This window comes from Halorubrum sp. 2020YC2 (genome assembly GCF_018623055.1).
Taxonomy (GTDB): Archaea; Halobacteriota; Halobacteria; order Halobacteriales; family Haloferacaceae; genus Halorubrum.
On sequence record NZ_CP076019.1, the window covers coordinates 610704 to 633657 of the forward strand.

General features: G+C 70.6%; 23 protein-coding genes. 18 read left to right on the top strand and 5 right to left on the bottom strand.

Features of this window, described 5'->3' with window-relative positions; genetic code table 11:
* Positions 1–1695: a potassium transporter TrkG gene (locus tag KI388_RS03000; protein WP_215087913.1), complete on the top strand. Its 1695-nt coding sequence runs from the start codon at positions 1–3 to the stop codon at positions 1693–1695.
* A 44-nt stretch (positions 1696–1739) separates the two neighbouring features.
* Here KI388_RS03000 and KI388_RS03005 read toward each other — a convergent pair whose 3' ends face one another.
* The gene (locus KI388_RS03005; protein WP_215087914.1) at positions 1740–2093 is read right to left on the bottom strand and encodes a hypothetical protein; all 354 of its coding nucleotides are present in this window, start codon (positions 2091–2093) and stop codon (positions 1740–1742) included.
* A 127-nt stretch (positions 2094–2220) separates the two neighbouring features.
* On the opposite strand from KI388_RS03005, the gene KI388_RS03010 reads away from it, so the two are divergent.
* Positions 2221–3921, top strand: coding sequence for a methylmalonyl-CoA mutase family protein (locus tag KI388_RS03010; RefSeq protein WP_215087915.1), 1701 nt, complete (start codon positions 2221–2223; stop codon positions 3919–3921).
* A gap of 681 nt (positions 3922–4602) precedes the next feature.
* On the opposite strand, the gene KI388_RS03015 is transcribed toward KI388_RS03010, so the two are convergent.
* Positions 4603–4839 carry a hypothetical protein gene (locus tag KI388_RS03015; protein WP_215087916.1) on the bottom strand — a complete coding sequence of 79 codons (237 nt, stop codon included), beginning with the start codon at positions 4837–4839 and terminating at the stop codon, positions 4603–4605.
* Positions 4840–5038: 199 nt separating this feature from the next.
* On the opposite strand from KI388_RS03015, the gene KI388_RS03020 reads away from it, so the two are divergent.
* From KI388_RS03020 to KI388_RS03085, 14 genes are all read left to right on the top strand, one after another.
* Positions 5039–5803: a 4-phosphopantoate--beta-alanine ligase gene (locus KI388_RS03020; protein WP_215087917.1), complete on the top strand. Its 765-nt coding sequence runs from the start codon at positions 5039–5041 to the stop codon at positions 5801–5803.
* A 57-nt stretch (positions 5804–5860) separates the two neighbouring features.
* A complete protein-coding gene (locus tag KI388_RS03025; RefSeq protein WP_215087918.1) occupies positions 5861–6310 on the top strand; it encodes an Lrp/AsnC family transcriptional regulator in 450 nt (149 codons plus the stop codon).
* Between the two features lie 107 nt (positions 6311–6417).
* Positions 6418–7575: a DUF63 family protein gene (locus tag KI388_RS03030; RefSeq protein ID WP_215087919.1), complete on the top strand. Its 1158-nt coding sequence runs from the start codon at positions 6418–6420 to the stop codon at positions 7573–7575.
* Positions 7576–7804: 229 nt separating this feature from the next.
* Positions 7805–8320: a hypothetical protein gene (locus tag KI388_RS03035; RefSeq protein ID WP_251133193.1), complete on the top strand. Its 516-nt coding sequence runs from the start codon at positions 7805–7807 to the stop codon at positions 8318–8320.
* A gap of 52 nt (positions 8321–8372) precedes the next feature.
* Entirely contained in the window at positions 8373–9542 is a 1170-nt protein-coding gene (gene coaBC, locus KI388_RS03040) for a bifunctional phosphopantothenoylcysteine decarboxylase/phosphopantothenate--cysteine ligase CoaBC (RefSeq protein ID WP_215087920.1), read from the top strand.
* Between the two features lie 150 nt (positions 9543–9692).
* Positions 9693–11021 carry a monovalent cation/H+ antiporter subunit E gene (locus KI388_RS03045; protein ID WP_215087921.1) on the top strand — a complete coding sequence of 443 codons (1329 nt, stop codon included), beginning with the start codon at positions 9693–9695 and terminating at the stop codon, positions 11019–11021.
* Positions 11018–11323 (top strand): cation:proton antiporter, encoded by a 306-nt coding sequence (locus KI388_RS03050; protein WP_053772262.1) that lies wholly within the window; start codon positions 11018–11020, stop codon positions 11321–11323. The genes KI388_RS03045 and KI388_RS03050 overlap by 4 nt, the downstream gene beginning before the upstream one ends.
* The gene (mnhG, locus tag KI388_RS03055; protein ID WP_215087922.1) at positions 11320–11652 is read left to right on the top strand and encodes a monovalent cation/H(+) antiporter subunit G; all 333 of its coding nucleotides are present in this window, start codon (positions 11320–11322) and stop codon (positions 11650–11652) included. Before KI388_RS03050 ends, mnhG begins: the two co-directional genes overlap by 4 nt.
* Positions 11649–12239: a DUF4040 domain-containing protein gene (locus tag KI388_RS03060; RefSeq protein WP_215087923.1), complete on the top strand. Its 591-nt coding sequence runs from the start codon at positions 11649–11651 to the stop codon at positions 12237–12239. Before mnhG ends, KI388_RS03060 begins: the two co-directional genes overlap by 4 nt.
* A complete protein-coding gene (locus KI388_RS03065) occupies positions 12236–12970 on the top strand; it encodes an MnhB domain-containing protein (RefSeq protein WP_215087924.1) in 735 nt (244 codons plus the stop codon). The genes KI388_RS03060 and KI388_RS03065 overlap by 4 nt, the downstream gene beginning before the upstream one ends.
* Positions 12970–13491 carry a cation:proton antiporter subunit C gene (locus tag KI388_RS03070; RefSeq protein WP_215087925.1) on the top strand — a complete coding sequence of 174 codons (522 nt, stop codon included), beginning with the start codon at positions 12970–12972 and terminating at the stop codon, positions 13489–13491. The genes KI388_RS03065 and KI388_RS03070 overlap by 1 nt, the downstream gene beginning before the upstream one ends.
* Positions 13484–15160, top strand: coding sequence for a proton-conducting transporter membrane subunit (locus tag KI388_RS03075; RefSeq protein WP_215087926.1), 1677 nt, complete (start codon positions 13484–13486; stop codon positions 15158–15160). The genes KI388_RS03070 and KI388_RS03075 overlap by 8 nt, the downstream gene beginning before the upstream one ends.
* The gene (locus KI388_RS03080; protein ID WP_215087927.1) at positions 15157–17286 is read left to right on the top strand and encodes a cation:proton antiporter; all 2130 of its coding nucleotides are present in this window, start codon (positions 15157–15159) and stop codon (positions 17284–17286) included. The genes KI388_RS03075 and KI388_RS03080 overlap by 4 nt, the downstream gene beginning before the upstream one ends.
* Entirely contained in the window at positions 17283–19061 is a 1779-nt protein-coding gene (locus KI388_RS03085) for a Na(+)/H(+) antiporter subunit D (RefSeq protein ID WP_215087928.1), read from the top strand. Before KI388_RS03080 ends, KI388_RS03085 begins: the two co-directional genes overlap by 4 nt.
* A 42-nt stretch (positions 19062–19103) precedes the next feature.
* Here KI388_RS03085 and KI388_RS03090 read toward each other — a convergent pair whose 3' ends face one another.
* From KI388_RS03090 to KI388_RS03100, 3 genes are all read right to left on the bottom strand, one after another.
* Positions 19104–19463 carry a hypothetical protein gene (locus KI388_RS03090; RefSeq protein ID WP_215087929.1) on the bottom strand — a complete coding sequence of 120 codons (360 nt, stop codon included), beginning with the start codon at positions 19461–19463 and terminating at the stop codon, positions 19104–19106.
* Positions 19464–19610: 147 nt separating this feature from the next.
* Entirely contained in the window at positions 19611–19964 is a 354-nt protein-coding gene (locus KI388_RS03095; protein ID WP_215087930.1) for a MarR family transcriptional regulator, read from the bottom strand.
* A gap of 70 nt (positions 19965–20034) precedes the next feature.
* Entirely contained in the window at positions 20035–20844 is an 810-nt protein-coding gene (locus KI388_RS03100) for an NRDE family protein (protein WP_215087931.1), read from the bottom strand.
* Positions 20845–20949: 105 nt separating this feature from the next.
* On the opposite strand from KI388_RS03100, the gene KI388_RS03105 reads away from it, so the two are divergent.
* Positions 20950–22020, top strand: coding sequence for a glucose 1-dehydrogenase (locus KI388_RS03105; protein ID WP_215087932.1), 1071 nt, complete (start codon positions 20950–20952; stop codon positions 22018–22020).
* Positions 22007–22642: a transcriptional regulator GfcR gene (gene gfcR, locus KI388_RS03110; RefSeq protein WP_215087933.1), complete on the top strand. Its 636-nt coding sequence runs from the start codon at positions 22007–22009 to the stop codon at positions 22640–22642. The genes KI388_RS03105 and gfcR overlap by 14 nt, the downstream gene beginning before the upstream one ends.
* The last annotated feature ends 312 nt before the right edge of the window (positions 22643–22954 follow it).

The following is a 22954-nucleotide window of genomic DNA, read 5'->3' on the forward strand; positions in this document are numbered from 1 at the left end:
ATGACCGACCGATCCGACGGGCGGCTTCCGGCGGACCTCGGGATCATCGCGCGCGACGTGGGGTCGCTCGTCCTGATGGAGGCCGGACTGATGACCGTCTCCGTGGCCGTCGCGCTCGGGTTCGGGGAGTATCACGTCGCGCTCGGGTTCCTGATCGCCGGCGGCGTGACGGCCCTGATCGGCGGTCTCGCCAATCGACGGTTCGCCAACGCTCCCGAGCCGAAGATGAAACACGGGATGGTGATCGCGGCCGGGGGGTGGCTCGCGGTCGCCCTCTTCGGCGCACTCCCGCTGTTCCTCGCGGCGTGGCTGACGCCCCCCGCAGTCATGGACGCGTTCGTCCCCGCGGCGGCGGACACCGCCTCGTGGGAGCCGGTCGCGGTCGGCGGATCGACGACGCTCTCCAGTCTCGCCTACTTCCGCGACCCGCTGCACGCCTTCTTCGAGAGCATGAGCGGGTGGACGGGGAGCGGGCTGACGATGGCGGTCCGCGAGCCGTCGCTGCCGCGGGCGGTGCAGTGGTGGCGGTCGCTCATCCAGTGGGTCGGGGGGGTCGGCGTCGTCGTCCTCACCGTCTCCATCCTCTCCCGGCCGGGGAGCGGGAGCTACGCCCTCTACCGGAGCGAGGCCCGCGAGGAGAAGATCCACCCGAGCGTCGTCTCGACGGTCCGGACCGTCTGGAAGCTCGTCGTCGGGTACACGCTGCTGTCCGTTGCGGTACTGTTCGCCGCGATCAACGCGAGCGAGAGCGCGTACGCCCGGTCGCTCTCGCTCGGGGAGACCGCCTGGCAGGCGCTCAACCACGCCATGACCGGGCTGACGACCGGGGGGTTCTCCGTCACGGACAACTCCATCGCGACGTACGGCTCGCCACTGGTCGAGGCCGCGCTGCTGCCGATCATGGTGCTCGGGGCCGTCGCCTTCCCCGTCCACTACGTCGTATTGCGGGACCGAAGCCTCCGCGAACTGGCGGGCGACCTCCAGACCCGGTGGCTGTTCGTCCTGCTCGCCGCTGGGGTCGCCGTCCTCTCGACGCAGAACGTCGCGTCGGTGTCGGTCACGTCCGGCGCGTTCGCGACGGAGTCGTTCCTCTCGTTCCCGGTCCCGCTGCTCGACGGCGCGGGGCTCGACGCGGTCCGCGACTCGACGTTTCAGTGGATCAGCGCGATGACGGCCACCGGCTTCCAGTCGGCGCCGATCGGGAACTGGGTCGCCGGCGCGAAGGTGCTGGTCGTGGGCGCGATGGTGCTCGGCGGCGCGGCCGGCTCCACCGTCGGCGGCATCAAGATAATCCGCGCGTACACGGTCGCTCGGGGGATCGCCTGGCAGTTCTCCCGGGTGTTCCTCCCGAAGAACGCCGTCATTACCACGCGCATCGGGGACCGCACGCTGGACCGCGAGACGATGGAGCGGGAGTTCGGCGAGGCCGCCATCGTCACCCTGCTGTGGCTCCTCGCGCTCGCGGTCGGCAGCCTCGTCCTCGTCAACGTCGCCGGGCCGGAGTTCGGCTACGCCGACGCGCTGTTCGAGGTCGCCAGCGCGCAGGGGAACGTCGGTCTCTCCTCCGGCATTACCGGCCCGTCGATGCCGCCGCTGGCGGAGGGGATGTTCCTGTTCAACATGTGGATCGGCCGGCTGGAGATCATCCCGGTCCTCGTGTTCCTGCGGGCGGGAATCTGGGGACTGAATCCCTGATCGCGGGGGAGGACGTCAATGCCGACGGCCCGCGGTCGCCCCGATCACTCGGATCCCTTGACGGCGCCCACGAACGACCAGTGGACCTTGCGGCTCCCGTCGGGCTGCGGCTCCTCCGTGACGTGGTAGAGGTACGGGCCGTGCGGGCAGTCGTCGCAGCCGTCCGCACAGCGGAACTCCTTCACGACCTCGGTGTACCCCTCGTGTTCCGTGACGCGGATAATGTCCTCGTTGCCCTCGGCGGTGACCGGGAGCTCCGCTTCCCCGTGGTAGTGGAGCAGCTCCTGGGCGTGGACGATCGCCTTGCGGAGCGCTCCGGGCGAGCAGTCGGTCAGCGCGTCGACGACGTTCGAGGGGAGCCCTTCCGGCGGCGTCGGCCCTTCCGAGGAGTCGGTCATGCGCCGGGGGTTGACTCCCAACCCATATAATCGATCCGCGGAGCTGCTCGGGACGACGGGAGTGGGACCACTACTCCCTTTTAAAATATAATGAATATTTATACGGTATCGGCGGATAACGGGCAGTATGTACGACGACGACGAGCTCTCCGAGATCCGCGAGGCGAAGGCGTCGTGGGAGGCGGAGACGCTCGACCCCACGCTCGACCGCCACGGGGAGCGCAAAGACCGGTTCGCGACGGTGTCGAACCGCGAGGTGGATCGATTATACACCCCGGAGGACGTCGCGGACCTCGATTACGACGAGGACCTGGGGTTCCCGGGCGAGCCCCCGTACACCCGGGGCGTCTACCCGACGATGTACCGCGGTCGCACGTGGACGATGCGCCAGTTCGCGGGCTTCGGCACCGCGGAGGAGACCAACGAGCGGCTCCACTACCTGATCGACGAGGGGCAGACCGGGCTGTCGACGGCGTTCGACATGCCCTCGCTGATGGGGATCGACTCCGACGACAAGATGTCGCTCGGGGAGGTGGGCAAGGAGGGGGTCGCGGTCGACACGCTGCGCGACATGGAGGTGCTGTTCGACGGCATCGACCTCGCGGAGGTGTCGACCTCCTTCACGATCAACCCGAGCGCGCCGGTTATCTACGCGATGTACGTCGCGCTCGCGGACCGGCGCGGAATCCCGCGCGCGGAGCTTCGGGGGACGCTCCAGAACGACATGCTCAAGGAGTTCATCGCGCAGAAGGAGTGGGTGATCCCGCCGGAGCCGTCCCTCGATCTGGTGACCGACACGATCGAGTTCGCGGTGGCGGAGACGCCCAAGTTCAAGCCCATCTCGGTGTCTGGCTACCACATCCGCGAGGCGGGGTCGACCGCGGTGCAGGAGCTCGCCTTCACCCTCGCGGACGGGTTCGCCTACGTTGAGGCGTGTCTCGACCGCGGCCTCGGCGTCGACGAGTTCGCCCCACAGCTCTCCTTCTTCTTCAACTCGCACAACTCGCTGTTCGAGGAGGTCGCGAAGTTCCGCGCGGCGCGCCGGATCTACGCCCGGATCATGGAGGAGTGGTACGACGCCGAGGCCGAGGCGTCGAAGCAGTTGAAGTTCCACACCCAGACCGCCGGGCAGTCGCTGACGGCCCAGCAGCCGCTGAACAACGTCGCGCGCGTCACGATTCAGGCGCTCGCCGGCGTGCTGGGCGGCACCCAGAGCCTCCACACCAACTCTTTCGACGAGGCGCTCGCGCTCCCCTCCGAGCAGGCGGTCCGGGTCGCGCTCCGGACCCAGCAGGTCATCGCGGAGGAGTCTGGCGCGGCCGACATCGTCGACCCGCTCGGCGGTTCGTTCGCTGTCGAGAGCCTGACCGACGAGACGGAGGCCGACGCCATGGCGTACATCGAGGAGATCAAAGAGATGGGCGACGGCTCCGTGCGCGACGGTGTCCTCCGCGGCATCGAGCAGGGGTACTTCCACCGGGAGATCCAGGAGTCCGCCTACGAGTACCAGGAGCGCGTCGACGAGGGCGAGGAGACGGTCGTCGGCGTCAACGCCTACGAGATCGACGAGGACACCCGGCCGGACCTGCTGAAGGTGGACGAGACCACCCGCGAGCGACAGCTCGACCGGCTGGAGTCGGTGAAAGCCGAGCGCGACGACGACGCCGTCGAGGAGGCGCTCGACGACCTCCGCGACGCCGTCGACGCCGGCGAGAACGTCATGCCGTCGATCGTCGCGGCCGCGAAGGCGTACGCGACGATGGGCGAGATCATGGAAGTGTTCGAGGCGGAACACGGGACCTACCGCGAGCGGATCGGCGTGGCGTGAGCGAGCGGAGCTCCGTTGAACCGCTCCTCTTCAGGCGTCGGTTAGTCGGGAACGGTCGATTGATGCGCACCACCCGCTGATCGATGGCGGGAATGAATTGAACAGGTCGCTTACGAGTTTGTTTATAAATGCGGGAGCGCTGCTGTCGTCGGCCGTTTGCCAACGAATGATGACACTGCGGGGACCTCCTCCAAAGCCCCAGCCACGAGAGCGGCGCACGCTCGCTGCGCTCCTCGTCGCTCGCTGCGCTCCTCGTCGCTCGCTGCGCTCCTCGTCGCTCGCTTCGCTCGTTCCTGCGGTGCTTATGTCGCCTGCGCCGCTCTCGCGACTGCCCCTTTGAGTCCCGCCCCGCACGGCACCGCACAGCGCCTCACGCCACCCCAGCCTCGTCAGTCGCCTCCGCTCCGGCGACTGACTCCCTCGCACGCGCTCCTCGCGGCCGCCTTTGGCGGCCGCTCGGAGGCGCGCGCCACCGCGGACCGGTTTATATTTAATCGTCGCCGTTCATCGACCGGTATTTAAATACGATAGCGGTGCTGCGAACCTGTCAGCACACTCCCGCTATCGATCGTCGCTGTAACTTTACTGATCGCAACCGGCCGAACGCGTCAGGAGACGCCGATTTCGACGGAGTAGAGAGCGAAAACCCGGGAACGACGAAACGCGACCGATCTGTCGGTGTCACGCCGTCTCGACCGGGCGCGCGGCCTCCGCGCACCACGCGTTGCCCCGGCGGCCCGCCCGCCGGAGGTCGAGTTCGACGACGGAGCCCGCGTCGAGCGACGAGAGCTCGGCCTCCACGTCGGGGTCGTCGTACTCGACGACGTAGAGGGTCCCGTTGCGCGGGTACTCGCGGAGCGTGATCGCCCCGTGGTCGTTGCACGCCTTCACGACCGTGTACTTTCCAGTCCGGTTCATCACGGTCGGCGTTTCGGCTTCCGGAATCATAGTTATGCCATCCCTACGGCCGTGTACGGCGGCGTCTACGCGCCTCGACGGCGGGGCGGTGTCGGAAGTCGACCGCGAGCAGATCCGGACGCGAGCAGACCCGGACGCGAGCCGGCCCGTCCCCGACCGCGAACGTTCCATTTTAATCGGCCCATCGCTTCGCTCGGGTATGACGGAGACGGAGATCCCCGAGGACCACCCGCGCTACGCGTCGCTGGTGACGCGCCACCGGATCGAGGCGGGCGTCGAGCGGGGGATCACCTCGAAGCAGGGGCTGATCGCGCAGGGGCGCGGCGAGGCGTTCGACTACCTCCTCGGCGAGCGCACGCTCCCGAGCGCCGACGCGGCCGCGCGCGCCGCGGCCGCGACGCTCCTCTCGGCCGACCGCCCGGTGATCTCGGTGAACGGCAACGTCGCGGCGCTCGCGCCGAGCGAGACGGTCGACCTCGCTGACGCGGTCGACGCGGACCTCGAAGTGAACCTGTTCAACCACACCGACGAGCGGGTCCGTCGGATCGCGGCCCACCTCCGCGAGCACGGCGCAGACGAGGTGAAGGGACTCGCCGGCGACGGCGAGATACCCGGGCTGGACCACGCGCGCGGGGTCGTCGACGCTGACGGGATCGAGGCGGCCGACGTCGTCGTGGTCCCGCTGGAGGACGGCGACCGCGCGGCCGCGCTCGACGCGATGGGGAAGACGGAGATCGTGATCGACCTCAACCCCGGGAGCCGCTCGCCGCGGACCGCCGACGTGCCGATAATCGACAACCTGCTGCGCGCGGTGCCGAACGTGACCGAACACGCGCGGAACCTCGCGGAGGCGACGCCCGCGGAACTGGACCGGATCGCCGGCGAGTTCGACGCGGACGCCGCGCTCGACGCGGCCGAGGCGGCGATCCGAGAGGGGTCGTTCGCGGACGGAGACGGGGAGTAGGGACGACGAGCGGCCGCCCGCCGGAAGGCAAAAGCGTGCGCCGCCCCTACCGGGCGCATGGAACTCGACGAGACGGACCGGGCGATCCTGCGAATCCTTCAGGAGGACGCGCGGACACCGTTCTCGGAGGTCGCTCGTCGGATCGACATGTCCAGCGCGACCGTCCACGACAGGGTCAGCCGCCTCGAAGAGGCCGGCGTCATCCGCGGGTACCACGCCGACGTCGACCCGAAGGCGGTCGGCCACGGCGTCGGCGCGTTCGTCGGCCTGCGCGTCGAGCAGGGCCGCGAGGAGGACGCGCTCGAACGCCTCCGCGGCATCGACGGCGTCCGCGAGATCCACCTCACCACCGGGGAGTGGGACGTCATCCTCCGGGTCGTCGCGGCCGACACCGACCGGCTCCGAGAGCTGATGTTCGAGCGGATCGCGGAGACGGAGGGGTTCTCGCGCTCGCAGACGATGGTCATCTTGGGCACCGACTACGAGCAGCCCGGCCCGCCGCTGTAGCGGGACGCGGACCGCGCCGTCGAGACGGGCGGCGACGCCGGCGTCAAACGGCGCCGCGCTCGCTCGGGACCGGAACGCTCAACTCGGGACCTCTCCGAACGGTGACCATGAGCACAGGTGTCGCGGACGGGTTCGACCCGTCGCCGGAGCGCGCATGGGCGGCGGTCGTGGGAGGCGTCACGGCGCTGCTGGCGCTCGGGTCCGTCGTCTTCCCGCGCGTCGTCTACGACCGCTTCCTCTGGCGCTACTTCTGGGGACCGGTGGTCGCGGACGGCGAGGGCGCGCAGTGTGCGGTCCGCGAGGTCGGCGGCACCACGGAGCTGCTCGGGAGCGGCGCGGCGTGTCAGTCGGCCGCCAGCGCCGGCGAGGTCGTCGCGACCCCGGGGTACACGACCTTCTCGACGGTGAGCTACGTGGTGATCCTGCTGGCGATGCTGATCGGCGTCGTCTTCCTGCTCCGCCGGCTCGACATCGCGACGGAGCTCCGGTTCTTCTACGCGCTGTTCCCGTTCATGCTGTTCGGCGGGGCGATGCGGACGGTCGAGGACGCGGGCGTGGCGGCGACCGCCGCGGGCGTCGAACCGCTGATCGGCTTCCCGGCGAGCGCGCTGCTGATCAGCCCGTTCATCTACTTCACGGTGTTTTTGTTCACCCTCGCGTGCGTCGTCACGGCGTACGCGCTCGAACGCCGCGGCGTCGTCGACGACTACGCGCGCCCGCTGTTCGCCTCGGGCGCCGCCGGGCTGGCGCTCGCGGTCGGCTACCTCTCGTATCTCGCCGTCGCGACCGACTACGTCGAGTTCTACCCGCAGGTGCTCGTCCCGACGCTCGTCATCGCGACGCTCGCGACCGCGGGCACGTGGGCGCTGGCGACCCGGCGGATTCCGACGCTCCGGCAGGGGACCGGCGCCGCGGGGATCGTGATCATCTGGGGCCACGCGATAGACGGGGTCGCGAACGTGATCGGACTCAACTGGATGCCCGCGCTGACCGACACCGCGAACCTCGTCCCGAAACACGTCGTCAACGCGCTGATCGTCGACTGGACCGGGCGGCTCCTGCCGGACTCGATCCTCGCCGTCACCGGCGACGCCTGGCCGTTCCTCCTCGTGAAGCTCGCGGCCGCGACGTTCGTCGTTTGGGTGTTCAACGGCGAGATGTACGAGGAGTCGCCGCGGTACACGCTGCTGCTCCTCATCACCGTCCTCGCGGTCGGACTCGGGCCGGGCACGCGGGACATGCTCCGCGCGACGTTCGGGGTCTGAACCGGGCGATTCAACGCCCGCTGCGACTCAACTGACCGTTTAAAAGGCGGACGGCGCGCCGCGTCGCGCTCCCGCCGGGGCGCGACGCGAACGCGAGGGAGGCGAGCGGGCCGCGCGGCGCCGTCCGCGCGGCCCGCCCGCCGAGGCTGGGGAGGCGCGAGGCCGTGCCGCCCTCGGCCGGCGCGGCTTTATACGGAACCGACAAGTGGACCGAGCGCCGAGCGCGACCGTGACTGACACACCGCGACGACGCGTGCTGGCGGCCGCGGCGACGGGATCGACGCTCGGGCTCGCCGGCTGCGGCGGCCTCGGCGGATCGGACGGCGACGCCGCCGGACAGACCGACGACGGAGCGAACGAGAGCGACGACGGCGACGGCGGGGGCGGCTCCGAGAGCGACTCGCGCGCGACGGTCGCGCTCGACGTCCAGGCGGAGATTCAGGCGGCCCAAGAGGAGATCGGGACGCGGGTCGAGGAGGGGAACCTCTCGCAGGAGGAGGCGCAGGCGGAGCTGCTCGACGCGCAGGCCGAGATCGTCTCGGCCGCGGTCGAGGACTTGGAGTCGTACGCGACCGGGGTGGACGGCCTCTCCGTGGAGAACGCGAACGAGCAGGCCGGTGCCGTGCTGGTCAGCGGGCCGGCCGCGGCGGTGCTGGACACGCTGGAGGCCGACCCGGTGAACGCGCTGCTGTCCGCCGCCGACTTCCCCGCCCCGCAGGACGGCGAGCAGGCGAACGGCTCCTGACCGGCTCCGCAACGACACCTTATAAGCCGCCGCGGGCGGAACGGTCTCGGTAATGCTGGATGGGGTCAACGTCGCGCTCGGCGTCTCCGGGAGCATCGCGGCGGTGAAGGTCGTCGAACTCGCCCACGAACTGCGCCGCCACGGCGCGAGCGTCCGCGCCGTCATGTCCCCCGCGGCGACGAACATCGTCCACCCGTGGGCGGTCGACTTCGCCACCGACGAGCCCGTCGTCACCGAGATAACCGGGAGCGTCGAGCACGTCGAGCTGTGCGGCCGCGAGGGGTGGGCGGACGCGCTCCTCTTGGCGCCCGCGACCGCGAACACCGCGGGGAAAGTCGCGGCCGCGGTCGACGACACGCCCGTGACCACCTGCGCGACGACCGCGCTCGGCGCGGACGTGCCCGTCGTGATGGCGCCCGCGATGCACGAGCCGATGTACGACCACCCGGGCGTCCTCGACGCGCTCGACCGCTTGGAGTCGTGGGGCGTCCGCTTCGCTGACCCGCGGATCGAGGAGGGGAAGGCCAAGATAGCGGCCGAGGACGACATCGTCACGGAGGTCGCGCGGGCGACGACTCCGCAGACGCTCGCCGGGTCGCACGTCGTCGTCACCGCGGGCGCGACGAAAGAGCGGATCGACCCGATCAGAATCTTAACGAACCGCGCGTCGGGGAAGACGGGCCGGGCGGTCGCGCGGGCGCTCTACGCCCGCGGCGCCCGGGTGACGCTCGTCCAGGACGGTCCCGAGGTGCCGTACGCCGACGTGGCGGCGGTCGAGACGGCCGACGAGATGATGGCGGCCTGCCGGCGGACCGCGGCGACCGCGGACGCGCTGGTCTCCGCGGCTGCCATCTCCGATTTCACCGCCGACGCCGTCGACGAGAAGATCCGGTCCGGCTCGCCGCTGTCGGTCGAACTGGAGCCGACGCCGAAGCTCATCGACTCGGTCCGCGAGGCGTACCCAGACCTCCCCATCGTCGGGTTCAAGGCAGAGACGTCGGGCGACGACGCGGCGATGGTCGCGGAGGCCGAGCGCATCCGCGACCGCGTGGGGCTGTCGTTCGTCGTCGCGAACGACGCGAGCGTGATGGGCGACGACGAGACGCGGGTCCTCATCGTGGGCGAGGACGGGACGGAGCCGGAGGAGGTCGCCGGCTCGAAGGGCGCGGTCGCCGGCCGGATCGCCGACCGACTCGCGGCGGCGCTCGACGCGTCGGCGTGAGTCCGACGGGGCGACCCGGCGGCCGGATCGCCCGCCCCCGGCAGGCTCCCCGCGGATACAAACTGTTTTGAGGCGTTGGAGTAACCACACGGGTAGAGATACTCATGTACAACGAGACGGTCACGCACGGCTCCGTGGGAGGTGTGGTGGGTGGCTGACGCCGACCCGCCGCCCGGCGACGGGACCGCCGCCCGTGCCGACTCGGTCGACTCCGCCGAGTCGACCGACCCGGCCGACTCCGAATCCGCGTCGACGGACGACGCGGCGGTCGGGGCGGTCATCGTTCCCGTCGAGCCGACCTCCACGCTCCGGTCGACGATCGCGCACGTCGCAGAAGCCGCCGCGGCCGAGGGGGCTCCGGCGATCCACCTCGTCGAGATCGCCTCGTGGCGGGACGGCGACCCGGAAAGCGACGAGCGGGCCGCCGCGGCCGACCGCGTGCTCGAACGCGCTGCGGCGTGGGCGACCGCCGACCTCGACGACTCCGAGGCGCCCGGCGCCGCGGACGTCGAGGTCGTTACTGCGGTGATCGGCGCCGACGACTACCTGTTCGGCGCCGACGACTACGTCCGGGTGCTGGCCGAGTACGCGGAGGCCAACGCCGCCGACCGCGTCGTGCTCGACCCCGAGTACACCCCGGTCGGCAACACGACGCTGCTCCAGCCGCTGGAGTTCGCGCTCTCGAACACGTCGCTGTCGGTCGAGACCGCGCCGGTCGACCGACCGACGCGCCGCGAGCGGTTCCGGACCGAGGCGACAACCGGCCGGTTCGTGGCCCTTTTCGGCCTCTCGCTCGCTTTCTACCTCCTGTTGGGCGACCCGACCTACTGGTTTGACCTCGTGACGGGGGTCGCGACCGCCGCGGTCGTGTCGATCACCCTCTCGCGGGTGAGCCTCGACTCGACGCCGGCGATCCCGCGCACCCCGATGCGAATTCTCCGCGGGCTGGTGTACGTCCCGGTGCTCCTCTACGAAATCGTGAAGGCGAACCTCGTGGTCGCCCGCGTCATCCTCGATCCGCGGCTCCCGATAGAGCCGACGATGAACCGGATGCGCGTGATCGTCGGGAGCGGGCTCCCGCTGATGACGCTGGCGAACTCGATCACGCTGACGCCCGGAACGTTGACCGTCCGCGCCCGCGACAGCGACCTGTACGTTCACTCGCTCGTCCCGTGGGCCCGCGAGGGGCTGTTCGACGGCTCCTTGGAGCGGTGGACCCGGTTCGTCTACTACGGGCGCCGCTCGGCGCGCCTGCCGACTCCCCGCGAGCGCGACGACGTCGCGATCCTTCAGGGCGACGACGCGACAGAGGAACTACCGATCGCCGCCGCCGACGGCGGCGCGGTCGGCGCGAGCGACGCGACCGCCGAGGCCGCCGAGACCGATGAGGCCGACGCGAGCGATGCGACCGCCGCGGCTGACGCGAGCGACGAGTCCGACGGCACCGACGGCGATGCCGACGAGGTGACCGACCGATGAGCCTCGTGGACGCCCCGCTCGCGGCCGGCTACACCCTCGGTGACTTCCTGCTCGTCGCGGCCGCCGGCTTCGCCGTCCTCGCGGTCGGCATGCTCTACCGCGCGGTGGTCGGGCCGACGATGCAAGACCGGGTGCTGGCGGTGAACGTCCTCGGGACGAACACCGTCGTCATCCTCGCCATCCTCGGGGCGGCGCTCGGGGAGCCGACGTTCCTCGACATCGCCCTGGTGTACGCGCTGCTCAACTTCCTGATGGCCATCGCCATCTCGAAGTTCACCGTCGAGCGGGGTGGTGTGCTGTGACCGCCGCCGCGCTGGAGACGGCCCGCGTCTGGCTCGTCGTCGCGCTCACGCTACTCGGGCTGTTCTTCTCGTTCGTCTCGATGACGGGCGTGCTCCGCCTGCCCGACCTGTACTCGCGGGCGCACACCGCCTCTCAGGCCGACACGCTGGGCGCCGGGTTCGGGCTGGCGGCCGTCGCGCTCACCGTCGGGCTGGCCGGGGCCGGGTTCAAGTCGGTCCTGCTGCTGTTTTTCATCTTCGTGACGAACCCGACCGCGGCCCACGCCATCGCCCGGGCCGCCTTCGAGGAGGGAATCGTGCCGTGGACCGACGGGGATGAGCGCCGATGACGGGCGCGCTCGCGGCCGCCGCTCCCCCCGGGGCGCCGGTCGTCGCGCAGGTGACGGCCGTCGAGGCGAGCCTGTTCGTCTTCGTGGTGTTGACCGCGCTGTTCACCGCGCTGGCGCGCGACGTGCTCGCGGCGGTGATCATCTTCGGCGCCTACAGCCTCGGGATGGCCGCGCTGTACACGTTCTACCGCGCGCCCGACGTCGCGATGACCGAGGCGGCCATCTCCGCCGGCGTGACGACCGTACTGTTGCTGCTCACGCTGGCGAAGACGACCCGGGCCGACCACGAGGCGGCCTTCGAGTCGGTGAACCTGCCCGCGGCGGGCGCGGCGGGGCTGCTGTTCGGCGGGCTGCTGCTCACGATGGGCGACATCCCGGCGGTCGGGTCCGAGGACGCGCCGATCTGGTCGAACCCGGACGTGAGCCAGTGGTACATCGCGGAGACGTACGCGGAGACGGGCGTCGAGAACGCGGTGATGGCCGTGCTGGCGGCGTTCCGCGGGTTCGACACCTTCGGAGAAGCGGTCGTCGTCTTCGCGGCCGGGATCGCCGCCCTCATCGTCCTCCACCGGGAGGTGTTCGCATGAGCGGCTCCGACGCCGACCTCGACCCCGGCGCCGACCCCGACTCCGACGCCGATCCCGAACCCGCCGCCCCCGGTTCCGGCGGGGGGTTCGGTCGCGACCGGCCGCCGCGAAGCGACGGTCGCCTCGACTCGGACAGCCGGCAGGGCACCCCGTACACGGAGAGTCAGGTGATCATGCCGACGGTGAAGATCGTCGCCCCGTTCGCGTTCACCTACGGGCTGTTCGTCACCTTCCACGGCGGCGGCTCGCCCGGCGGCGGGTTCCAGGGCGGCGCGATCGTGGCCGCGGTCGTGTTCATGATCGCGTTCGCGTTCGGCATCGAGGCCACCCGCGAGTGGCTCGCGAACACCGTTATCGTCGCGCTCGCCGTCGGCGGCACGCTCGTGTTCGCCGGCATCGGACTCGTCCCGGTCGCGCTCGGCGGCGCGTTCCTCCAGTACGAACTGCTTCCGATCCCGGACCCCGTCAAGTACGGGATGGAGGGCGTCGAGATCCTCGGGATCGGCACCATCGTCGCCGGCGTGCTCATGGGGCTGTTCTTCGTCCTCGCGAACGGCTTCAGCGACGCGGGCGGGTTCGCCGCCGCGGGCGCCTTCGACGACGAGGTCGGCGGCGACGCCGACGCGACCGACGACGGCGACGAACCCGACTCGGCCGACGCCGAGGCGACGGGCGACCGGTCGGACTCGGACGCCCCGGGACCGGCCGCGACCGACGGGGGTGAGCGGTGATGTTCGCGCTCGCGTCGACCGGCGGCGCCGTCGAAATCCTCGCGACCAGACACGCCTACGTCGCGTTCGCGCTGCTGCTCTGTATCGGGCTCTACATGATGATAGCGAACCCCAACCTCGTGAAGAAGATCATCGGACTCAACCTGTTCCAGACGGCGATATTCCTGCTGTTCATCGCCTCCGCGTACGTCGACGGCGGATCGATTCCGATCGTTCCGACCGGCGGCCCGGAGGGGGGACTCTACGTGAGTCCGCTGCCGCACGTGCTCGTGCTCACCGCCATCGTCGTCGGCGTGAGCCTCACCGCGGTCGCGCTCGCGCTGTGCATCCGGATCTACGACGAGTACGGTACGCTCCGGACCGACACGCTCCGCCAACTGCTCCGCGACGAGGGGTCGATCCCGTCGCCACGCTCGGCGGAGGCGCCGCGCGCGTCGGGGGAGCCGTCTCCCTCGTCCGCGGCGCCAGCGCCCGGCGAGACGGGCGACGACCCCGCGGACGGAGGTGGGGCCGATGACTGACGTCCTCCTGCCGCTCGCGGTCGTCGTCCCCATCGTCGCGGCGACGCTGCCGCTGGCGCTCGGCCTCCGGTACGACCGCGTCGGCTGGCCGGTCGCGGCGGTCGGGACGACTGCCACGGCCGGAATCGCGGCCGCGATCGCGGTCGTGACGGTGATAGACGGGCCGTTCAGGCACGCGCTCGGCGGGTTCCTCCCACCGATCGGGATCGAACTCGTGGCCGACCGGCTGTCGGTGGCGGTGCTGCTGCTCGTGGCCGCGGTCTCGGTCGCGACGCTCGCGTTCGCGCGGGTCGCCGGTCCGCGGGGGAACCCGTTCTACAGCGCGTACCTCCTGCTGGTCGGCGGCCTCGTCGGGATGGTGCTCACCGGCGACCTGTTCAACCTGTTCGTGTTCTTAGAGATCACGGGGCTGACGACGTACGCGCTCATCGCTTCGGACCGCTCGGGGGCGAGCGCGTACGCCTCGCTCAAGTACCTCGTCGTCGGGACCGTCGGCGCCTCGCTGTACCTGCTCGGCGTCGGCTACGCCTTCCTCGCGACGGGGACGCTGAACATGGTCGCCGTCCAAGAGCAGATCGTCTCGCAGGCGGGCTACGGCGACCCGCTCGTCCGCGCGAGCTACGCGTTCATCGTGACCGGGCTGGCGCTGAAGATCGCCATCTTCCCGGTCCACTCGTGGCAGCCGGACGCCTACCAGCGCGCGCCGGACTCGGTCACGACCATCGTCGCGGCCCTGGTATCGACCGCGAGCGCGTACGCGCTGATCCGCGTGACTTACACCGTGTTCACGGTTGACTTCCTCGCCGCGAACGAGGGGATCGCGACCGCGCTGCTCGTCGTCTCGACCGTCTCGATCGTCGCCGGCTCCGCGCTCGCCGCGATGCAGTCGAACCTCAAGCGGATGTTCGCGTACTCGTCGGTCGCGCAGTTCGGGATGATCGGCGCGGCTGTCGCGCTCGCGAACGAGACGGCGCTGCTCGGCGGGATCGTCCACTTGGTCGGCCACGGGATCATGAAGTTCGGTCTGTTCCTCGGCATCGGGCTGCTCGCGCTCGGCTACGGCAGCCGTCAGATCGGGGACCTCGCGAGCGTCGCCCGCGCGGCCCCGTACACGTCCGGCGCGCTCGCGGTCCTCGGACTCGGCCTCGTCGGGATTCCGCCCTCGATCGGCTTCCTCGGCAAGTGGTACATCGGGGTCGGCGCGGTCGACGCCGGACTCGCCGGCGGGGGCGCGGTCGGCATCGCGGTCGCGGCGGCGATATTCGTCAGCACGCTGTTCACGCTGTCGTACGTCGCGCGGCTGTTAGAGCGGTTCTACTTCGCCGGCGCCGGGCTTCCCGGCGACCACGGCGACGACGCCGCGGGAGGCGGGGACGCCTCCGCCGACGCGGCGACCGACGGTGGCCGCGCAGGCGACGACGCGGCGACCGACGGTGGCCGCGCAGGCGACGACGCGGCGACCGACGGGCGGGGGCCCCCCGCGACGACCGCGGAGGGCCTTCCCGCGCCCGTCAAGGGCGCCCCGCGGTCGTCGCTCGTCCCCGACCGGGTGCCGACGGCGCCGCTGCTCGCGCTCGGGCTGGCGGCGCTCGCGACGGTCGCGCTCGGCTTCGGCGGCTTCGCGCTCGCGGAGTGGTTCGACCCGTTCCTCACGGAGGCGTTCGCATGATAGAAGCTACACCCGACATACGTCCCCTACTGGCGGTTCTCGTCTCGTTCGTCGCGGCGTTTTTCATCGTCGCGTCGCACCGCTCGCCGAACGTCCGAGAGGGGTGGACGCTCGTCGCGTCGCTCGCGAAGTTTGGCGTCGTCGCGTCGATGCTCCCGGCGGTCCTCGACGGCGCGGTGTTCGAGTGGTCGGCCGGGGCGTTCCTCCCCGGGGTCGGCGCGCCGATCGAGTTCGCGCTCCGCGCGGACGCGCTCGGCATGCTGTTCGCGTTCCTCGCGAGCGGGCTGTGGATCGTCACATCGTTCTACAGCATCGGCTACATGCGCGGGTTAGACGAGCCGAACCAGACCCGGTACTTCGCGGCGTTCGCGGTGTCGCTCGCGGCGACGATGGGGATCGCGTTCGCGGGCAACCTCGTGACGATCTTCGTCTTCTACGAGATCCTGTCGATCGCGACGTACCCCCTCGTCGCGCACGACGAGACGGCCGAGGCGCGCTCGGCCGGCCGCAAGTACCTCGCGTACACGATGTTCGGCGGGGGCGTGCTCGTCCTCGCCGGCACAGCGCTCGTCTACCTGCTCGCCGGCTCCGTCGACTTCACCGCGGGCGGCATCGCGGAGCTCGCGAACGCCGACCCCGGGCTGGCGATGCTCGCCTTCTTCCTGCTCGCGATCGGGTTCGGCGTGAAGGCCGGGATCATGCCGCTCCACCAGTGGCTCCCCGAGGCGATGGTGGCGCCGACGCCGGTCTCCGGGCTGCTCCACGCGGTCGCGGTCGTCAAGTCCGGCGCGTTCGGCGTCTCGCGGGTCGTCTTAGACGTGTTCGGTCCCGAACTCGTCTTCGACCTCTCGCTACCGCTCGGGTTCTCCGCCGGCCTCGTCCTCTCGACCGTCGGGGCGATCACGCTCACCGCGGCCTCCCTCATCGCCCTCCGAAAGGACCACTTGAAGCGCCGACTCGCCTACTCGACGATCAGCCAGCTGAGCTACATCATCCTCGGGCTGGGGCTGTTCGGTTGGTACGGGCTGGTGGGCGCGCTCTTACACATCCCGGCGCACGCGTTCATGAAGCTCACCCTGTTCTTCTGTGCGGGCAACATCCACGTGTCGACCCACACGGACTACATCTCCCAGATGGCGGGGATCGGCAAGCGGATGCCCCTGACGATGGGGGCGTTCACGGTCGCCTCGCTGGGGATGGCGGGGATCCCGCTGCTCGCCGGCTTCGTCAGCAAGTACTACATGCTGATCGGCGGGGTTCAGATGGGGATGGAGCTCACCCCGATCGCGTACTACCTCGTGGGCGCGCTCCTCCTCTCCGGCGTACTCAACGTCGCCTACTTCTGGCCGGTTATCTACACCGCCTTCTTCGAGGCGGAGGACGCCCACGACGCGAAGCCGCTCGTCGACTTCCCGCTCGGCGGCGAGTCGCGGTCGATCGTGGCGGCGACCGACGGGGGCCGCGCAGGTGACGACGCGGACGACTCTGACGACGATGACGAGGGGGAATCCGCTGACACCGTCGACGACATCGTCGCGGACGCGGGAGACGCGGACGACTCCTCGTCCGACGCCGACGGCGTCGACGAGTCCGAGATTCCGGACGCCGACCTCGACGACCTCCCGACCGACGAGGAGGGCGTCGTCCGGCCGGACTTCGCGGCGAGCGAGCGCGACTTCTCGGAGCCGGCCGAGCGCGTCGACACGGGCGACTACGCTGTCGACAAGCGCCCCTCCGACGCCGACGTGCCGTTCGGCCCGGGACGCGCCGACGCGGCCGACGAGCGCGCGGGCGACGCCGCCGAGGCCCACGACGACGGCGAACCCGCCGCCGACGCTCACGACGCTCACGCCGGCGACGACCACGCCGTAGCTGATCACGACGACCACGGGGCCGACGACCACGACGACGGCCACCACGGCGGCCCGCCGGCTGGCGGCTGGGAGCACGTCGCCGGGCTCGACGCCCTCCGCGGGCGCGAGTCGACGTGGTTCACGCTCGGCCCGATTCTCACCTCGATGACGCTCGCGGTGCTGCTCGGGGTGATCCCCTACGAGATGGGCTTCCTGGAGCTGATCGAGCTCATCGTCGACACGCGGCTCCCCGAGGAGGTGATGCGCCCGTGACGGTGCCCACGAGCCTCCTCGCGTCGATTCCGCCGTACGTCCTGATCGCGTTCGCGGCGCTCGCGGTGCTGGCGCTGCCGCGTCGGTCGGGACACGCGGTCGCCGCGCTGGCGACGGCGTTCACCTTCGCGCAGGCGGTGCTGCTCGGTGACGGTGGCACGGGCGCGCACCTCGCGACGACGTTCCTCGGCTTCGACGTCGTGTTCTTCAACGTCGACCAGTTCTCGCTGCTGATGGGCGTCGTCGTCGGATTCCTCGCGACGGCCGCGGTGCTGTACGCGTACGGCAGCGAGGCGCCGACGTGGGTGACCGCGTTCGCGCTGACGTACGTCGCCACGACCGTGGGGACGATATACGCCGGCGACTGGCTCACCCTGATCTTCTTCTGGGAGCTGATGGCCGTCACCTCGACGCTGCTCGTCTGGCAGCACGGCGGCGAGGCGGTGCGGGCGGGCTACCGCTACGCGCTGTTCCACGGCACCGGCGGGACCATCCTGCTCGCGGCGGTCGTCGTCCACTTCGCCAACGCCGGGACGTTCCTGTTCTCGGAGACGGCCGGGATCCACCCGGCCGCGACGGTGCTCGCGGCGGTCGGCATCGGCATCAACTGCGGGTTCATCTTCCTGCACAGCTGGCTGCCGGACACCTACCCGCGGCCGCACGTCGCGGCGTCGGTGTTCCTCTCGGTGTTCACGACGAAGACCGCCGCCTACGTGATGTACCGCGCGTTCCCCGAGGGCGGCATGTGGCTCGCGTACCTCGGCGGGTTCATGGCCGTCTACGGCGCGTTCTTCGCGCTGCTCCAGTACGACCCCCGGCGGCTGCTGTCGTACCACATCCAGGCCCAGCTGGGCTACATGCTCGCCGGGTTCGGCCTCGCCACGGCGGTCGGAGAGTTCGCCGTCGTCGGCGGCTTCGCGCACCTGTTCAACAACGTCCTCTACAAGAGTCTCCTCTTCATGGCGGTCGGCGTCGTCGTCTACCGGACCGGCGTCGAGGACATCCGAGACATGGGCGGGCTGTGGCGGGTGATGCCCGTCACGTTCCTCGTCTACCTCGTCGGTGCGGCCTCGATTACCGCTGTGCCGGGGTTCAACGGGTTCATCTCGAAGGGGATGGTGCTCGACTCCGCCCACGAGGTCCACGAGTACGTCCTCCTCCTCGACAGCGGGCTGCTCTGGTGGCTGCTCGTCCTCGGCGGCGTGGGGACGTTCATGTCGTTCATCAAGCTCGGCTACTACGTGTTCTTCCACGGCTCGGCCACGCTGTCGCCGGACGACGCCACGCCGTTCCAGACGGTCGGGATGCTGCTTGCGGCGGGCGCGTGCGTCTTCTTCGGCGTCTTCTACACCCAGCTGATCGAGCTGATGCCGTTCACCGACCTCATCCTGAGTGACGAGGTGTACTTCAAGCCGTACAGTCAGAGCCACCTGACCGAGAGCGCGGCGCTTCTGGTCGCCGGCTTCGTCGGCTTCTTCGCGCTGAAGCGGCCGCTCGGCTGGCTCGCCCACCGGATGCCGGACATCGACGCCGTCCTCTTCCCGAGCGCCTTCTACCTCGGGCGCGGTTCGGTGTGGGGCGTCACGGAGCTGTGGGCGGCCGTCGACCGCACGGTGATGGCGCTCGCGGGCGCGACGATGCGGACCGCGACCCGCCCGCGCGAGGCGCTCGCGCGCGCCGGGGTCGACACGGAGATCCGGGCCGGTATCGGTCGGAGCGTGCTGTTCTTAACGCTCGCGGCCGGGGTCGCGCTGTTCGCCTCCCTGTTGCTCTGACCGGGCGTCGAGTCGCCGGTGCCGGCGGCTCGCCCCGCCGGATCACTCGACCCCGTCACGAATTCGTCGCGCCTGTTCGCTGAGGGTCAGAAAGGCCACGGTCCCGACGAACGCGACCGCGAACCCGAGCGTCCCCCCGTCGCCCGCCCCGGTGTGGTGCGCGAAAAGCAGCGGACCCGTGCTCACGCCGAAGAGACCGACGCCGTAGCCGACCCGATCGACGCGCTCGTCGAACCGCGGCGCTTCCGCGAGCAGCGAGATGTCGAACGCGACGTAGAAGTACGCGGCCCCGGCGTAGACGGCGCCGGTTCCGAGCGATGCGGGGAGGTTCGGGACGAGCCGGGAGACGCCGGCCGCGACGAGGAGGCCGACGCCGGCCGCGAGCGGGAGGGCGCGCTTCATGGCTGTCCGGTCCGGGGGCGAGAAGGTAAAGCCCGGTGGCGACGCGGGACGGGTCGGACGGCGTCGACGAGAGGCGAGTCGAACGGCGTCGCCGCGAGATGGGTCGGACGACGGAACGGGAACGGTCGAAAAGGGAGCGGTGCGGCGTCAGTACTCCTCGTACGCGAGGTTCATCATCCACTGCGAGAAGGCGTCGGCCTGCGCGTCGACCTCCTCCTCCCCGATGAACGGCGAGAGCATGTCGCCGGCCATCAGGAGCGAGAAGTCGAGGTCCCGCGGCGCCGGCTCCAGGTAGTAGGTGTTGTGGCCGTTGTAGACGGTCTCCTCGCGCTGGATGACCCCAGACTCCTCTAAGGACTCGGCGATGCGGCTCCCCTTCCGCGAGGAGACGTCGAGTTCCTTCCAGAAGTCGCTCTGGTGGATGCCGCCGGTCTCGCGGATGAGTTCGAGACCGGCGCGCTCGTCCGCCGACAGCTCGGACTCGATTTCGGACGCGCTCATGGTTTCACACGCCCCCCGAATCGCTTAAAACTGGCTTTCCGGTCGGCCGCTCCGACCGCGCCGCACCGCCTCATCCCCGGGAGCGCGCGAAGTCGGCCGGCAGCGACACCGGTTCGGCCGGCGTCTCACAGGGCGGGCCGTCCGCGTACGCGACGGCGGGGTCCTCGCCGGTCCGGACCCGGGTGAACGACCGCGTGCCGAACTCGTCGCCGTGGAGGCAGGCGTCGTACTCGTGGTCCGCGAGGACGCCGCTCGCGCGGTCGAGCCACGACGCTCCGGACTCGCCCGGTTCGGGAGCGAGCGCGGCCGCGATCCGCCTAGCGCTGTCGGCGCGCTCCCGGCCGAACTCCAGTCGACGCTCGGGGATCGCGAACCGCTCCGCGCCGTTCACCACGCCGCCGACGTTGCCGACGACGTGGACGCCCGGGTCGAGTCGAGTCACGACGAGGCCGCCGTCGTAGGCGAGCAGGAACGCCGCCCGCTCGTCGGCCAAGACGAGGTTGAACCCGTCGTACGTGCGGTCGTCGAGTTCGCGCTCGACCGCTCGGACCCCCGCCTCGGCGGAACCGGCGGTCAGGCAGTCGCGGACGAGCAGCCCGCGTGAGCGGTCGCCCTCGCGGTCGGCGTCGAGCCACCGGTTCGTGACCGCGACGACGAGGCCGTCCTCCGAGGCCCCGATCCACGTCCCGCCGGCCTCGGCGTCGCGCGGGGCCACGTATCGGACGCCGCCGTCTCCGTCGCCGTCGTCGTCGCCACCGGTCTCGCCGCCGCTCCGGAGCGACGGCGGTTCGCTCGGTCGGTCGAGCGCCTCGTCGCGGGTGGCCGCGAGCGCGACGGGGGCGTCACCGAACGTCCGCCACGCGAGGGTCAGGGTACACACGCCCGTCGCTACGCCGCGACCGGGTGAAAATCCACCGGGGACGCGGGGACACCGTTTACTCACAATAAAAGAAATCTTTTGGTGACTGGCCGCCTGAGTCGAGACATGAACGCGATTGCCGTCTACGAGGGGGCCGACGAACCGGTCGTGACCGAGAAGCCGCGACCGGAGCCGGCGCCCGGCGAGGCGCTGGTTCGAACCCTCCGCGTCGGCGTCGACGGGACCGACCACGAGGTGATCGCCGGCGAGCACGGCGGGACGCCCGCGGGCGAGGACCACCTCGTGTTGGGTCACGAGGCGGTCGGCGTGGTCGAGGACCCGAACGACACGCCGTTCGAGGCCGGCGACGTCGTCGTCCCGACGGTGCGCCGCCCGCCCAACGGCGCCAACGAGTACTTCGCGCGGGGCGAGCCCGACATGGCGCCGGACGGCGAGTACCACGAGCGCGGTATCGTGGGCGCGCACGGCTTCATGGCGGAGTACTTCACCAGCCCCGCGGAGTTCTTAGTCGAGATTCCCCCGGCGCTCGCGGAGTGGGGGTTCCTCGTCGAACCGGTCTCGATCGCGGAGAAGGCGATCGAACACGCCTACGCCACCCGGTCGGCGTTCCATTGGGAGCCGGAGTCGGCGCTCGTGTTGGGCAACGGGTCGCTCGGACTCCTGACGGTCGCGACCCTCGACGAGGAGTTCGACCGGATCTACTGTCTCGGGCGGCGCGAGCGCCCCGACCCGACGATCGAGATCATCGAGTCGCTGGGGGCGACGTACGTGAACTCCAACGAGACGGCGGTCTCAGAGGTCCCCGACGCGTACGAGCCGATGGACCTCGTCTTCGAGGCGACCGGCCACGCGCCCCACGCGTTCGAGACGATCGAGGCGCTCGCGCCCAACGGCGTCGGCGCGCTGCTCGGCGTCCCGGGCGACTGGGAGTTCGAGATCGACGGCGGCCGACTCCACCGGGAGTTCGTCCTCCACAACAAGGCGCTCGTCGGCAGCGTCAACTCCGGCTACGGTCACTTCGAGACCGCGATCGAGTCGCTCTCGGGGCTCTCGGCGGAGTTCTTGGGCGATCTCGTGACGGGCGTCCACGGCCTCGACGAGTTCGAGGCCGCGTTCGCGGATGACGACACGACTATTAAAACGGCGGTCGAATTCGCCGCGTATGAAGAACGTTGACGACCTGATAGACAGCGCTGCCGACCTCGCCGAGCGCGGGCTCTCGAAGGGAGAGATCGCGGACGAACTGAACGTCTCCCGGGAGACCGCGAGCTGGCTGGTCGAGCGCGGCGGCGGCTCGGAGGCCGCCGACGCGCCCGCGGGGGCGACGGCGTCCGCCGACATCCACGTCGACTGGTCAGCGCTCGGCCGCGACTCGACCCGCCTCGGCTACGCGGCGAGCGCGATGGCCGACCTCCTGGCCAAACAGGGCGAGGCGGTCGACCTCACCGTCGGCATCGAGAAGGCCGGCGCGCCGCTCGCGACCGCGGTCGCGGACCGGCTCGACACCGACCTCGGCACCTACGCGCCCGCGAAACACCAGTGGGACGAGGGCGACATCGACGAGCAGGGCGGCGGCTTCTCGCGGAACTTCGCGGCCATCCGGAACCGCGACTGCTACGTCGTCGACGACATCATCACCTCGGGGACGACGATGCGGGAGTCGATCGACGCGATCCGCGACCGGGGCGGCGAGCCGGTCGCGTGCGTCGTGTTGGTCGACAAGAAGGGGTACGACGAGATCGACGGGGTCCCGGTGTACTCGCTGGTCGACGTCGTCCGCGTCGACCGCGACGAGTAGGGTTGCCACGGTTCTGGGCTCTTCAATTATAAATATCGACCCACCAGGTGACACGTTGCGGTGGCGCGTGCCGGTGAGCGCCGCACCGCGGCGCGAACCGCACGCGCGAGGTCGTCGGGCTTCGGCCGACTGCCAGAGGGGCGTCGCGCCTCGCTGTCACCGGACGTAGTCCGGCGACGAGGCTGGGGAGGCGTGAGGTGCGGTGCTGTGCGGTGCGGGGCGGGACTCAAAGGGGCAGCCGCCGGCGACACCGCAGGAAGCGAGCAACGCGAGCGACTGAGGGCACAACGAGCGTGCGCCCGCCTCGCGGCT

Bases quoted from the DNA above. Each gene is read 5' to 3' on its own strand.
- KI388_RS03010 (WP_215087915.1), top strand. From the start codon at position 2,221: ATGTACGACGACGACGAGCTCTCCGAGATCCGCGAGGCGAAGGCGTCG.
- KI388_RS03090 (WP_215087929.1), bottom strand. From the start codon at position 19,463: ATGAAGCGCGCCCTCCCGCTCGCGGCCGGCGTCGGCCTCCTCGTCGCG.
- gfcR (WP_215087933.1), top strand. From the start codon at position 22,007: ATGAAGAACGTTGACGACCTGATAGACAGCGCTGCCGACCTCGCCGAG.
- KI388_RS03105 (WP_215087932.1), top strand. From the start codon at position 20,950: ATGAACGCGATTGCCGTCTACGAGGGGGCCGACGAACCGGTCGTGACC.
- KI388_RS03080 (WP_215087927.1), top strand. From the start codon at position 15,157: ATGATAGAAGCTACACCCGACATACGTCCCCTACTGGCGGTTCTCGTC.
- KI388_RS03050 (WP_053772262.1), top strand. From the start codon at position 11,018: ATGAGCCTCGTGGACGCCCCGCTCGCGGCCGGCTACACCCTCGGTGAC.
- KI388_RS03060 (WP_215087923.1), top strand. From the start codon at position 11,649: ATGACGGGCGCGCTCGCGGCCGCCGCTCCCCCCGGGGCGCCGGTCGTC.
- KI388_RS03070 (WP_215087925.1), top strand. From the start codon at position 12,970: ATGTTCGCGCTCGCGTCGACCGGCGGCGCCGTCGAAATCCTCGCGACC.
- KI388_RS03065 (WP_215087924.1), top strand. From the start codon at position 12,236: ATGAGCGGCTCCGACGCCGACCTCGACCCCGGCGCCGACCCCGACTCC.
- coaBC (WP_215087920.1), top strand. From the start codon at position 8,373: ATGCTGGATGGGGTCAACGTCGCGCTCGGCGTCTCCGGGAGCATCGCG.
- KI388_RS03020 (WP_215087917.1), top strand. From the start codon at position 5,039: ATGACGGAGACGGAGATCCCCGAGGACCACCCGCGCTACGCGTCGCTG.
- KI388_RS03000 (WP_215087913.1), top strand. From the start codon at position 1: ATGACCGACCGATCCGACGGGCGGCTTCCGGCGGACCTCGGGATCATC.
- KI388_RS03075 (WP_215087926.1), top strand. From the start codon at position 13,484: ATGACTGACGTCCTCCTGCCGCTCGCGGTCGTCGTCCCCATCGTCGCG.
- KI388_RS03015 (WP_215087916.1), bottom strand. From the start codon at position 4,839: ATGAACCGGACTGGAAAGTACACGGTCGTGAAGGCGTGCAACGACCAC.
- KI388_RS03025 (WP_215087918.1), top strand. From the start codon at position 5,861: ATGGAACTCGACGAGACGGACCGGGCGATCCTGCGAATCCTTCAGGAG.
- KI388_RS03005 (WP_215087914.1), bottom strand. From the start codon at position 2,093: ATGACCGACTCCTCGGAAGGGCCGACGCCGCCGGAAGGGCTCCCCTCG.
- KI388_RS03095 (WP_215087930.1), bottom strand. From the start codon at position 19,964: ATGAGCGCGTCCGAAATCGAGTCCGAGCTGTCGGCGGACGAGCGCGCC.
- KI388_RS03030 (WP_215087919.1), top strand. From the start codon at position 6,418: ATGAGCACAGGTGTCGCGGACGGGTTCGACCCGTCGCCGGAGCGCGCA.